The organism is Snodgrassella sp. W8135, from assembly GCF_016101225.1.
In the GTDB taxonomy this organism is placed as follows: Bacteria; Pseudomonadota; Gammaproteobacteria; order Burkholderiales; family Neisseriaceae; genus Snodgrassella; species Snodgrassella alvi.
In genome coordinates this window covers 305,437-317,711 of record NZ_JACFQX010000001.1, presented here as the reverse complement: position 1 = coordinate 317,711, position 12,275 = coordinate 305,437, and the positions used below count along the sequence as shown (strand labels likewise).

General features: G+C 42.8%; 12 protein-coding genes and 1 tRNA gene. 5 read left to right on the top strand and 8 right to left on the bottom strand.

The genetic code is table 11. The annotated features are described in order from the left end of the window. Positions 1-15: 15 nt before the first annotated feature. The 5 genes from pssA to H3T75_RS01370 form a co-directional block, all read right to left on the bottom strand. Positions 16-798 (bottom strand): CDP-diacylglycerol--serine O-phosphatidyltransferase, encoded by a 783-nt coding sequence (pssA, locus tag H3T75_RS01390; RefSeq protein WP_041878862.1) that lies wholly within the window; start codon positions 796-798, stop codon positions 16-18. A 27-nt stretch (positions 799-825) separates the two neighbouring features. Continuing rightward, positions 826-2,004 carry a GTPase HflX gene (hflX, locus tag H3T75_RS01385; protein ID WP_198210822.1) on the bottom strand — a complete coding sequence of 393 codons (1,179 nt, stop codon included), beginning with the start codon at positions 2,002-2,004 and terminating at the stop codon, positions 826-828. Between the two features lie 74 nt (positions 2,005-2,078). Further along, positions 2,079-2,840 (bottom strand): phosphatidylserine decarboxylase, encoded by a 762-nt coding sequence (locus H3T75_RS01380; RefSeq protein ID WP_198210821.1) that lies wholly within the window; start codon positions 2,838-2,840, stop codon positions 2,079-2,081. Between the two features lie 237 nt (positions 2,841-3,077). Continuing rightward, positions 3,078-4,607 (bottom strand): ubiquinone biosynthesis regulatory protein kinase UbiB, encoded by a 1,530-nt coding sequence (ubiB, locus tag H3T75_RS01375; protein ID WP_198210820.1) that lies wholly within the window; start codon positions 4,605-4,607, stop codon positions 3,078-3,080. 86 nt (positions 4,608-4,693) lie between these two features. After that, positions 4,694-5,203, bottom strand: a complete 510-nt coding sequence (locus H3T75_RS01370) for a HugZ family protein (protein ID WP_025331254.1) — start codon at positions 5,201-5,203, stop codon at positions 4,694-4,696. Between the two features lie 322 nt (positions 5,204-5,525). On the opposite strand from H3T75_RS01370, the gene H3T75_RS01365 reads away from it, so the two are divergent. Beyond that, complete coding sequence (locus H3T75_RS01365) at positions 5,526-6,080, top strand: hypothetical protein (protein WP_198210819.1); 555 nt, start codon at positions 5,526-5,528, stop codon at positions 6,078-6,080. 88 nt (positions 6,081-6,168) lie between these two features. Here the strand turns inward: H3T75_RS01365 and obgE are convergent, their stop codons facing one another. From obgE to rplU, 3 genes are all read right to left on the bottom strand, one after another. Continuing rightward, on the bottom strand, positions 6,169-7,302 hold the full coding sequence (obgE, locus tag H3T75_RS01360) for a GTPase ObgE (protein WP_198210818.1): 1,134 nt from the start codon (positions 7,300-7,302) through the stop codon (positions 6,169-6,171). Positions 7,303-7,478: 176 nt separating this feature from the next. Then, positions 7,479-7,751, bottom strand: a complete 273-nt coding sequence (gene rpmA, locus H3T75_RS01355) for a 50S ribosomal protein L27 (RefSeq protein WP_025331257.1) — start codon at positions 7,749-7,751, stop codon at positions 7,479-7,481. 20 nt (positions 7,752-7,771) lie between these two features. After that, entirely contained in the window at positions 7,772-8,080 is a 309-nt protein-coding gene (gene rplU / locus H3T75_RS01350) for a 50S ribosomal protein L21 (protein ID WP_025331258.1), read from the bottom strand. Positions 8,081-8,272: 192 nt separating this feature from the next. On the opposite strand from rplU, the gene H3T75_RS01345 reads away from it, so the two are divergent. From H3T75_RS01345 to H3T75_RS11020, 4 genes are all read left to right on the top strand, one after another. Continuing rightward, a complete protein-coding gene (locus tag H3T75_RS01345) occupies positions 8,273-8,728 on the top strand; it encodes a serine hydrolase (RefSeq protein WP_198210817.1) in 456 nt (151 codons plus the stop codon). A 360-nt stretch (positions 8,729-9,088) separates the two neighbouring features. Then, entirely contained in the window at positions 9,089-10,063 is a 975-nt protein-coding gene (locus H3T75_RS01340) for a polyprenyl synthetase family protein (protein WP_198210816.1), read from the top strand. 48 nt (positions 10,064-10,111) lie between these two features. After that, positions 10,112-10,186: transfer RNA gene (locus H3T75_RS01335), tRNA-Arg, on the top strand. A 310-nt stretch (positions 10,187-10,496) separates the two neighbouring features. Next, the gene (locus tag H3T75_RS11020) at positions 10,497-12,083 is read left to right on the top strand and encodes a phosphoethanolamine transferase (RefSeq protein ID WP_198210815.1); all 1,587 of its coding nucleotides are present in this window, start codon (positions 10,497-10,499) and stop codon (positions 12,081-12,083) included. Positions 12,084-12,275: the final 192 nt, after the last annotated feature.

Genomic DNA, 12,275 nt, shown 5'->3' with positions numbered 1-12,275 from the left:
AGAAAGTGCTCATCATTATTCTGGCTGAAATTTGCGTTTAGTCAGCACGCGCCAGATAAACATCACATAACCGGACAAACTATAGAGCAGGAAAAAGGCAAACAGTACTACTGATGGTTCCCATGTCACTACCAGTAAGCCAATAACAGCCAGAATCATTACAAAAAAAGGTACTTTACGATAAGCATTGATTTCCTTGAATGACCAGAACGGTATCTGAACCACCATGGATAAACCGCCAAACAGAGTAATAATCAGGCATAGCCAGTCTACATGAGGTAAACCCTGAAAAGTATGGCTTACCCAGATTAAGCCGATTACCAGTGCAGCTGCCGTCGGGCTGGGAATTCCGATAAACCATTTCTTACTTACTTTACCAATCAAAGTATTGAACAATGCCAGCCGCAAGGCCGCACAGGCACAATAAATAAATGCTACCGAGTAACCGATTTTACCAAAATGAAATAACTGCCATTTATACGCAATCAAGGCAGGAGCCACCCCGAAACTTACCATATCAGCCAGACTGTCGAGCTGTTCACCAAAAGCACTCTGACTGTTAGTCAGACGGGCAACCCGTCCGTCCATACCATCCAGCAGCATAGAAATAAATACCGCAATCGCTGCAACTTCATAATGACCATGCATCGACTGTGTAATGGCATAAAAAGCGGCAAACAGCGCCGCCAGCGTAAATGCATTAGGCAGCAAGTAAATACTGTTATCTCGCAGCCGGCGGCGCCGGTTCGGACGATGGGGGCGATTTGGTTTAATTACATCATTTTTTTCTTGAGTCATATTCAGCTAAATCCTCAACAGGCAATATTAATACTCATCCTGTTTATTATGTTGTGCATATTTCATACCTGCCATTTCTATCATAGCTGTACGTAAATCATCCAGTCCGCTGCCATCCTGTACCGATATATAAACAGCCTGCGGACGACCATGTATATCACGCACAATCCCCTGCATTTTTTGTTCAGCAGGCAATTTATCAATTTTATTATAAATAATCAGCTGCGGTATGTTTTCTGCATCAATTTCCTGTAATACCGTATTCACAGCATCTATTTGCCGCTCAAATTCCGGATGGGTAATATCTACCACATGCAGCAGCACATCAGCCAGCGCAGTTTCCTCCAGTGTCGCCGCAAAAGCAGCTACCAGTCCGTGCGGTAAATCGCGAATAAAACCCACTGTATCGGATAATAAAACACTGGTCTGGTCATTCAGATACAAACGGCGCACTGTATTATCCAGGGTGGCAAACAGCTGGTCTTCTGCCATGACCTGAGCTTTGGTTAAACGGTTAAACAGACTGGATTTGCCTACATTGGTATAGCCCACCAGCGCAAAGGCCGGCAGTGTACCCTGATACCGGCTTTTACGCTGAGTTGCCCGCTGCCGGCGCACCTGCTGCAATTGCTGACGCAGACGGGTAATTTTCTGCCTGATCAGACGGCGGTCAGTCTCCAGACGTGTCTCACCCGGGCCGCGTAAACCAATACCGCCTCTCTGGCTCTGCAAATGACCATAACCACGCACCAGCCGGCTGGATAAATGAACCAGCTGAGCAAGCTCCACCTGCAAGCGCCCCTCCTGACTTTGTGCACGACGGGCAAATATAGCGAGAATCAAGCCAACCCGATCTAATACCCTGCACTGGAGCAGCCTTTCAAGATTACGCTCCTGCGTAGGCGTCAGCGCATGGTTAAAGACCACCAGATCAATTCCGGCTTCAGCTACTGTTTGTGCCAGTTCTTCTGCTTTGCCTTTACCCACAAACAATGCACTGTCCGGCTGCTGACGTTTACACGGAACAACTTCCACTAAATCTGCTCCGGTAGCACGTACCAGCTCCTCAGCTTCAGCCAGTGCCGACTCAAACAATACTGTCCGGCGCCCGGCAGCAACCGGAAAATCCTTATCCAGCAATACCCCTACCAGCAGCACCCGCTCTGGCTGCTGCTCAGATAAATTGGTCTTATCGAATCTGCTCATCATTTACCGGTTTGAACGACAACAGGCTGCCTGACCTTATAAAGGGCAAACAGCCTGTAAACAATTAATAGCCTTTATTCCTGAGACACTACATGCCGTGCGGCAGCTGCTGCCCGATTAGCAGCTTCTGTGACCAGATCTGCATGTTCTTCAGTATTACTTTGCGGTTCAGCACTGATATCAGGAGCCTGCAATGGCAAAGTTGCCAGTACTGTACTGCTGGCACTGACCTTATCACCAATAGCCACCAGCGCAGTAGCATCTTCCGGCAAATAAACATCTACCCGCGAACCAAAGCGGATAAAACCATAGCGGTCACCGCGATGTAATAAATCATGTGCATTAACGTAGCACAGAATACGCCGTGCTACCAGACCTGCAACCTGTACAAATGTTACCGGCCGGCCGGTTTTGGTTACCGCAAGAACTGCATTACGTTCATTTTGTGCACTGGCTTTATCCAGCGCAGCGTTCAGAAAGCTGCCTTTAAAATAATCTACACGCTCTACTTTGCCATCAATAGGGCTGCGGTTAGAATGCACATTGAATACATTCATAAATACACTGATTTTAAGAGCATTCACACCACGGTACGGATCGGTAGTTTTTTCCACAACCACAATACGTCCGTCTGCCGGACTCAGCACATCTTCGGGATTTGCAGGAATATCACGGGCAGGATCACGAAAAAACTGCACCACAAATGCTGTCAGCACCCATAAAGGCAGCGACCACCATCCGCACCAGAAAAAAGTTAATATGCTCAGCACCAGGCTGCCAATAATAAACGGCCAGCCTTCCTTAGCAATCAAAGGATAAGGATACACACGCGACACAAGGCTACTCCTTTACAGATGAGATACTGCGGATGAACCGCGAGCTAAAACAATGACAAAATTATAACCCGAAATCCGTACCTTAAAGCACCGCATATAACTATAAGCAGATTTCAGCATAAGAACAATATAAAAACAGTACAATTATTAACCAAAGACCAGCTGAACCATAACGGTTACCATCTCAGCACCGCAAGCTGATACCCGACAACTTCACATTGAAAACACAGTTAAATTTTATTTAAAGAGAAAAACTGCCAGCATCACCAGAGCAATTACCGCTAGCCAGAAATTCTGCTGCCGCTGTGTACGCAGCAGATGAATATAGGCATCACGCCATTCAAGCTGACGCTTTTCATCTACAAGGGCATTAAGTTTACGCGGCAGTGCAGGCAGCATTTGCGCCCAGTCCGGTGCTTCCTGCTTTAGCGTTTTCCATAGCGCTTTCAGACCAATCTGGTTATGCATCCAGCGGGTCAGAAACGGTTTGGCAGTTGCCCATAAATCCAGCTGAGGATCCAGCTGTCTTCCCAGTCCCTCTATATTAAGTAATGTTTTTTGCAGCAGCACCAGCTGCGGCTGAATTTCCACATTAAAACGACGACTGGTTTCAAACAACCGCATCAGCACCATACCAAAAGAAATTTCTGCCAGCGGTTTATTGAAAATCGGTTCACATACAGCACGCACTGTTGCTTCCAGCTCCTCCACTCGCGTATCTGCCGGTACCCAGCCGGATTCCACATGCGCAGTGGCCACCCGATGATAATCACGATTGAAAAACGCCAGAAAATTAATTGCCAGATAGCGCTTATCATAATCTGTTAACGTGCCGACAATACCAAAATCCAGTGCAATATACCTGCCGTCATCTGCGACCATAATATTGCCCGGATGCATATCCGCATGGAAAAAACCGTTGTCAAATACCTGAGTAAAGAATATTTCTACCCCATAGCGTGCCAGCTGGTGCAAATCTATATTCTTTTCACGCAACTTATCGGTACTGGCAACCGGAGTACCGTCCATCCATTCAATTGTCAGCACCCGACGCGCACAATAATTATAGTAAACAGCCGGAATAATCAGCATAGTGCTTTTACTGAACTGCCGCCCGAGCAGGCTGGCATTAGCGGCTTCCCGCATCAGATCAAGCTCATCATGCAGATAATTCTTAAACTCTGCGACTACTTCGCGTGGCTTTAAGCGTTTGCCATCTGCAAACAGCCATTCTACCCAGCGCGCTCCTACAGCCATCAGTGCTAAATCCTGATCAATAACCGGCGCGATGTCAGGACGAAGAACTTTTACTGCAACCTTTTGACCGATACCACCGGCCTCATTGAATAAATAGGCTTCATGAACCTGAGCGATAGACGCACTGGCTACCGGCTGCGGATTAAAGCGGGCGTAAATTTCTGCCAGCGGCCTGCCCAGCTCAGTTTCAATCACCCGGATTGCCACATCACTGGCAAACGGCGGCACCCTGTCCTGCAGTAAGGCCAGCTCACGCGCATAATCAGCAGGGATTAAATCCGGCCGAGTGGATAATACCTGACCAAATTTAACAAAAATCGGTCCCAGACTTTCCAAAGCCAGACGCAACCGTACCGCTGCATCCAGCTGCCGGTATTTGCGTCCGCGCGGCAGTAAACGTATCAGCCTTTGCAGCCATGACGGATGTACATGCTGCTGAACCAGATCCAGCAGACCATATACATACACCGTATGGATAATTACCCAAATTCGTTTAGGCCAACACCACATGCACGCAGCTCCGGTTTGTCCGAATAAAACGACTATTGTACGGGATTTTAACCACCTTTACCGAGCAATCGCTGCGCACAGCGACATCACACTGTTTTAGCATTCTTTTCAGTCAGCTGTATTGCTCCATCAACCTTACCCGGCATAAAGACATAAGCGCGGCCGAAGCCAGTTACAAGGCGAGCCTTTTCTAGTTGCAGACGAAACAGCATGAAATCCGGCAATTCAGACAGCACATCTACTGTATTGCCTAGTTTTGTTTTCATTGCTTGCAAAGCGGCAATGCCATCAGCTGTGTTTTTTTCAATTACCGTAACCGATACCGTATAATTCAGCCGGGCACGGGCAAAAATATTGCGTGCCGAAGCTTCATCTTCAATCAGCATCACACTGGCCTGCTCCTGTTGCTGCAAATTCTGTGTATGCGGTGCCAGACCGGATAGTAAGATATACAGACAACCATCATATTCAGCAAAAGGCGCATAGCTTGCCTGAGGGGTACCATCCTGTGCTACCGTAGCCAGAACCAGAGAATTTAATTGCTGTAAACGTGTTACAGCAGCCTGAAGCTCAGCGACATTCTGTTGCTCACTCATACACTCATTCCTGTATCAGATTAACAATAACCAAAATTAATGATAATAATTTCCATCTGAAAATTCAAATTCCATTTGACCGTCATACCATTATTTATCATCGGCGAGGCATCATTATCAAACACACCGGACACAGAAAAAAAGATGAACACAAATAAATCATCAAATCAGAATGCCATTAAAATCAATAAAATCGGCAATGATTTACCTGTATCAGAGTATTAATAACAATATAATAAGCTTTCACAGGCCAAAAATTAGGTAAAATTACCTTTCAGCCATTATTCAGGCTGAATTTAATCAATCAGCAGTGGTTAGTTACATGAGTACTCAGCATAATCCGGCAGCCAGTAAGCCTCAGAAACGTTCCGGTCAGTTTAAACAGCGACTGCTTAAACTGATTTTATTTTGCGGCTTCTTTATCTTATTTATTTTCCTGCTTGCCGGTCAGGACAGCAGAACTGTGGCCAATCACAAACCATGGCACCCCGATCTGACTATTGCAGCCTTTGAACCGGACGGCTCTTTTCTTGCCCTGCCCTATTCTTACGTTCAGCAGCACACACTGGTCAATACCACTTTTCTGGCTAAAAAGCCTGACGGCAGCAAACAGAAAAATGATAACGATACCTTTAGTTATAAAGTTATTGAACAAAACGCACAACAACAGCTGATACGAACCAGCCTGCGTACATCACGCAGCATTACCATTGCCACCTATCAGGCTACCGCCGGCACAGTCACACCGATAAAATCAACGGTATATGCAATAGACCAGATATCAATGGCTGCCGTTCTGGCATTAGTCAGCGTCTTGCTCCTGCAATTGATATATCGCTTTATTCGCCGACGTACTGTCAAAAATAAGGCAAACTAATTTCTTAGTACCATCAATTTTCTGATTCATTCCAATACAAAAAAGCCACCTGTAACAGGTGGCTACATCAATTATCCGAATAGCATAATTATTCCGGCTGTATCAACCCGTTTGTAGTCGGCACTTCCGCCACAACAGGTTGTTCAGCCTGCTGTTTTGCCAGTAATTCATGCTTCACATCCAAATAACGCTGTATGGTCTGCACCAGCTCCTGCGTACCCTCACGTGCCAGTGCACTGATTTGAAATACCCGCGGGGTTGTCAGATCAAATTCAAACTGATCATCCGGTTGCGGGTGATCCCAGCCAATATCTGCCAGAAACTGAGCCACACGTTCGGCACGCTCATCATCAGCCAGCATATCAATTTTATTCAACACCAGCCAACGCGGCTTATCGTGCAAAGCCTCATCATAACGGCGTAACTCTTCAATAATCGCCAGCGCCTCTGCTGCCGGTTCCACACCTTCATCGAAAGGAGCCAGATCCACCACATGCAGCAGCAAACCGGTACGCGACAAATGTTTCAGAAACCGGTGCCCCAAACCGGCACCTTCAGCAGCACCTTCAATCAAACCTGGGATATCAGCCATAACAAAACTGTGATTGTCATCACTGCGTACTACCCCCAGATTAGGATGCAGCGTTGTAAACGGATAATCAGCCACTTTTGGCCGTGCAGCCGAAACTGCACTAATCAGCGTAGATTTCCCCGCATTCGGCATACCGAGCAAACCCACATCCGCCAGTACTTTCAGCTCCAGCAATAAACTGCGTGCTTCACCCTCTTCACCGGGTGTAGCCTGCTTAGGAGCACGGTTTACTGATGATTTAAAATGAATATTACCTAAGCCGCCCTTACCGCCTTTAGCCAGACATACCCTCTGACCATGATGAGTTAAATCCGCCACAACCTGTTCCGTATCAACATCACGAATCAGCGTACCTACCGGCATTCTCAACTCAATATCATCAGCCCCGCGACCATAACGGTCTGAACCATGACCTTTTTCACCGTTTTTGGCCTGATAGCGTTTAACAAAACGATATTCCACCAGAGTATTAATATTTTCATCGGCTACAGCCCAAACACTGCCGCCTCTGCCGCCATCACCGCCATCGGGGCCGCCCTTAGGCACAAATTTTTCGCGGCGGAAGCTGGCCACACCATTGCCGCCGCGGCCGGCAACTACCTCGATTTTTGCTTCATCAATAAACTTCATATCATTCTCAGTTTGCAATATTTATGCCGGGCAACCAGTCTCAGTAATACCCTTGTGAACACCTCATAGCATGATTATAGCCAAAGTACAGAATATCTGTGCTGCCTCTTCACACCGGCTGACCTGATAACAAAAAAGCCCTGCCAGACAAGGCAGGGCTTAACATCAGTAGAAACTTACTCGTCTGCGCCGGTATACGGACGCACACTTACGGTTTTACGGTTCAGCGCGCCCTTAACGGCAAATTCCACATAACCATCCACTTTAGCGAACAGAGTGTGGTCTTTACCCATACCTACATTTTCACCTGCGTGAAAACGGGTACCGCGCTGACGAACAATAATTGAACCAGCCGGAATCAGCTCATTACCAAAGGCTTTAACGCCCAGGCGTTTGGCTTCTGAATCACGACCGTTGCGGGAGCTACCGCCTGCTTTTTTGTGTGCCATTCTGTTATTCCTTCACTCAATTAGGCAATCGCCACGATTTCAATCTGGGTAAAATTCTGGCGGTGACCCTGACGTTTCTGATAGTGTTTACGACGACGCATTTTGAAAATACGTACTTTATCGTGACGGCCATGTGCAACCACTTTAGCGGTTACTTTAGCGCCCTCAATAAAAGGCGTGCCCACTTTCACCGCTTCACCGTCAGCAATCATCAAAACTTCATTCAGTTCGATCTGGCTGTCGAGTTCTGCTGGTATCTGTTCTACTTTTAATTTTTCGCCAACGGCAACTTTATATTGTTTACCGCCGGTTTTTACGACCGCGTACATACTCAACTCCAATAGGAATTCAATTAAAAAACAAAAATTAAATTTCCGCAAAAAACGGAATTCGCGATTATATCAACGCATGATTTTACTGTCAAAACAATAATAAATATCTCATGATATATATAGCTCAGGCTAGTTAAGTCAGTTAAAAATTAAGCCCTTCCGAGAGCTATTTATAGTGTCGCCGGGCATATGCAAGACCCGTTACATTCACAGACTAGTCACAGCCAAAGCAAGCCCGCTCAAACTATGGCATTAGATGGCGTATTAACTGCTGTCACTCAACAATCATTAGAGGAAATAATCAAAAACAGCATAACCATTCCCTTAAATATGACAAATACCGTTTTTACCTTACCGGATAATCACCAACCGGTTACTCACTATCATGATGCTTTATCGCAGCCATTACCCATGCCAAACCCTTATTGCATGCAATTAGATGAATCTTGGAATAACAGGATTTTGTCCTATAATCCGAAACGCATATTTAATCCTGAAGCCTATCATTCAGGCGGTTCCGGCATGATTAGTAATGCACCTGATTTTATGCAATTTATTTTAGCATTAACTTCTTTAAGTAATGCTTTAAGTTCCGGTAAATTAATGGATAAAATGGCGAAGTACTACATAACTGATTTAGATTAATAATTTACCATACCCAGACTTGAGCTGAATTATTCAGTGTCATAAAATTTGCTCTCCGGTCTACCGTACAAACACACAAAAATACTTTACAAGTATTGCAGCATAACTGTTAACCAGCTGCCGGATATACTACCATTTCTGACGGATGCACTGTTTTGAGCATAGAATTTCTGTTCCGGCCTGTGTATACATCAGCATAATTTACCTGACTGATTCACAATTGCATCTTTATTAACCCAATCTAACTTTTCTCATTTCCCAAATGAATTTCAAGTATAATAATACACAAAAGTGCCCGGCAGTTTCGGGGACACATGGCTAAAACACATCATCATTACCAGTTGCAGAAACACTAAACACATGCTTGAGAACCTGCCTTATTTCCAGAAACACCTGCCTGAAGACTTAAACCGTGTTAATGCGGTAATCAACCGTGCTGTTGAATCCGAAGTTGTCCTGATTTCACAAATAGGCCAGTATATTATCAGTGCCGGTGGTAAACGCCTGCGCCCGATAATTACCATCCTTGCCGGCAAAGCTCTGGGCTATACAGAAGACCCGCTTTTTTCACTGGCCGCCATGGTGGAATTTATCCATACCTCCACATTGCTGCACGACGATGTAGTGGATGAAAGCGACCTGCGCCGCGGCCGGGAAACTGCGAATAATCTGTTTGGCAATGCCGCTGCTGTACTGGTGGGCGATTTTCTCTACACACGAGCCTTCCAGCTGATGGTTGGCTCCGGCAGCCTGCGTATTCTCGAAGTGATGGCAGAAGCCACCAATATCATTGCTGAAGGTGAAGTCATGCAGCTGATGAATATTGGTAATATTGATGTCACTGAAGAACAGTATTTACAGGTAATCGAATACAAAACCGCCAAACTCTTTCAGGCAGCGGCACAGGTAGGTGCCATACTTGCCAAGGCTACAGAACAACAGGAACTGGCTTTAAAAAATTACGGTACATATCTGGGTTCAGCTTTCCAGATTATCGATGATGTACTGGATTATGCCGGTGATGTAGAAACCATTGGTAAAAATGTCGGCGACGATCTGGCTGAGGGCAAACCTACCCTGCCGCTAATTTATCTGCTTAATCAGGGCAGTGCTGCGGCCAAGGCCGATGTACGCCATGCTCTGGAACACGCCGACCGCAGCTATTTCAACAAAATTCACGATCACGTAATCAACTCTGATGCACTGGCTTATTGCACTATGCAGGCAAAAAAAGCCGTAGATGCCGCAATTAACTGCCTGAATGAGTTACCGGTTAATGAAACCACCCAGGCTATGCGAGATTTAGCCTTGGCATCTTTAGCCCGAATCTCTTAAAATAGCGGGCTATGGCAGATTCCAGCCATAGCCCTGTTTTTAAAAAGTCTCGCCGTAGTTCAACGGATAGAACACATGCCTCCTAAGCGTGCGATACAGGTTCGATTCCTGTCGGCGGGACCAAAGAATTGTTATTTATACATCTTAGATGATATAGACACATTAAAAAATATCATCTCTACTCTGTGTTTATATATATTATCAATGTACTATTTACAAGTCGCTTATTAATAAATGGATTATTATTCATTTAAAACTGGAGAACTATACCTAAAACTTTATTATAATATGATAAAAGAATTTATCATTAAGAACTAATATTAACAGCTTAGCGAAATCAAATATTAATTTCATAATACAAATCAATAAACTATTTAAGCACATAGCAAAATTTCTTACCTAGCTGCTTTAAATAAATAATTGGGGTATGTGAGTGATAACCAGAAAAACAGCCTTAGTTTTATTACCTATTTTATATATTATATCCACTTTAGCTCTTGTATATGGTTTAGGTTATTACTATGATTTTGATCATACAGTTATTTCTACTGGTTTATTATTTTTAGGTTGTTACATATTAAGTTCGGCAAATAAATTTACTCTAATAAGTCTGTTAGTTACGTTTTCCGCATTATCATTTTATTTTCCTACAGGGATAAATTACGGCAAACCAACAGCTGATTTATTAATGCCACTATTACAAACTAATAAACTTGAAATTATTGGTTATCTCATGGCTGTTAAACAGCAAATTTTAATTACTGTAGTATTTATATTTATTCAAGGTTTAATTTATTATTTAAATAAAATAATAAAAACACAAAAAATTAAGAAAAATAAAACTTCACAATTTGTCTCAATAATGAGCTTTATATTCTTTTATATAATAACTTTACTCGGCATTTCTTATCAGCACCTGGAAGTAAATAATAGCGCATTTTTAAAAAATGTCATATCTGCATATCAAGAAATAAATTCAATACATGAAGAAATGAAAAAATATATTGGCAGTAATAATAACAATATACGGGTAAGTCGGTTAAATGAAGATGATAATACAGAAATATTTTTAGTCGTAATCGGTGAATCTGTACGAAAAGATTATTTATCCGTATATGGCTACCCTCTCAATACTACTCCTTTTTTAAATACAGCTAATGGAATTTTTATTGATGGATTAGTGGCTACTGGTCCGAATACAGAACAATCCTTAACTAGAACTTTATTTAAAGCTTATCCTGAGAAAAATAAGATTGACTGGGAAATTAATTTCGTTTCCTTAGCAAAAAAATCCGGGTATGAGACTTACTGGGTTAGCAATCAGGGCACAAGTGAATATGGAGATAATATTTTTTCTGCATTAGCTGGTACAACTGATAAATCCAAATTTTTAAAAAAAGGTCCATACTATACTAGCTTTAATGATGATGATCATATGTTACCCATTGTTTCGGAAGTAATAAACAAAAACAGTAACAAAAAAGTAGTTTTTGTGCATATGATGGGCTCTCATGAACCAATATGCTCGCAAATTAATGATTTTAAATCAAATTTTAAATTGAATAATCAAGCTGGCTGCTATGTGGCAAGCATTGAAAAATTAGATTTATTTATAAAAAAACTTACAGAACTTATGAAAGGAAAAAAATATAAATTAATGTATTTTTCAGATCACGGATTATCGGTTGAACCAGATCGTATTTTTCATGATCTGGGTGGTTTATTACAAGAATACCAAGTACCATTGTTTTATTTAGCTCCGGATGAAAAAAAACATATTCTGGTAAAAAAAGTGATTAGCGGATTAAATCTAATTGATTTGTACTCTACTTTCATTAATATAAAAACAAATATAACGAATGAAAATTATACCTTCCATTATGCTGATAAACTTCCGGATAACTCAAATCCAATTATTTACTGGAAAAAATACAGACGTTTTTCTGATTTAGTAAAAAATCAGCCTCCCATAACTGATATTGAAGTTGATTCGGCTAGTGTAAATATAAAACATCAATAATAAATAAGTTCCATTCACGGATGTATTAATATCGCTAATTATTTAGTTATACAGTCATAGGAGTTTATTGATTAAAAATTTTAAATAAATTTATTCTGCTATAAAAATAGCTGTATTTTCTGCTAGATTCGAAGATTTATATTACAGAAACCAGCTTTTGTTTTCATTGGCTAGAAACCACTTTCTGCATAG

What these genes read in the sequence shown, in the direction of transcription:
- pssA (WP_041878862.1), bottom strand. Translation starts at nt 798, where the DNA reads ATGACTCAAGAAAAAAATGATGTAATTAAACCAAATCGCCCCCATCGT.
- hflX (WP_198210822.1), bottom strand. Translation starts at nt 2,004, where the DNA reads ATGAGCAGATTCGATAAGACCAATTTATCTGAGCAGCAGCCAGAGCGG.
- ubiB (WP_198210820.1), bottom strand. Translation starts at nt 4,607, where the DNA reads ATGTGGTGTTGGCCTAAACGAATTTGGGTAATTATCCATACGGTGTAT.
- H3T75_RS01370 (WP_025331254.1), bottom strand. Translation starts at nt 5,203, where the DNA reads ATGAGTGAGCAACAGAATGTCGCTGAGCTTCAGGCTGCTGTAACACGT.
- H3T75_RS01365 (WP_198210819.1), top strand. Translation starts at nt 5,526, where the DNA reads ATGAGTACTCAGCATAATCCGGCAGCCAGTAAGCCTCAGAAACGTTCC.
- obgE (WP_198210818.1), bottom strand. Translation starts at nt 7,302, where the DNA reads ATGAAGTTTATTGATGAAGCAAAAATCGAGGTAGTTGCCGGCCGCGGC.
- rpmA (WP_025331257.1), bottom strand. Translation starts at nt 7,751, where the DNA reads ATGGCACACAAAAAAGCAGGCGGTAGCTCCCGCAACGGTCGTGATTCA.
- rplU (WP_025331258.1), bottom strand. Translation starts at nt 8,080, where the DNA reads ATGTACGCGGTCGTAAAAACCGGCGGTAAACAATATAAAGTTGCCGTT.
- H3T75_RS01345 (WP_198210817.1), top strand. Translation starts at nt 8,273, where the DNA reads ATGCAAGACCCGTTACATTCACAGACTAGTCACAGCCAAAGCAAGCCC.
- H3T75_RS01340 (WP_198210816.1), top strand. Translation starts at nt 9,089, where the DNA reads ATGCTTGAGAACCTGCCTTATTTCCAGAAACACCTGCCTGAAGACTTA.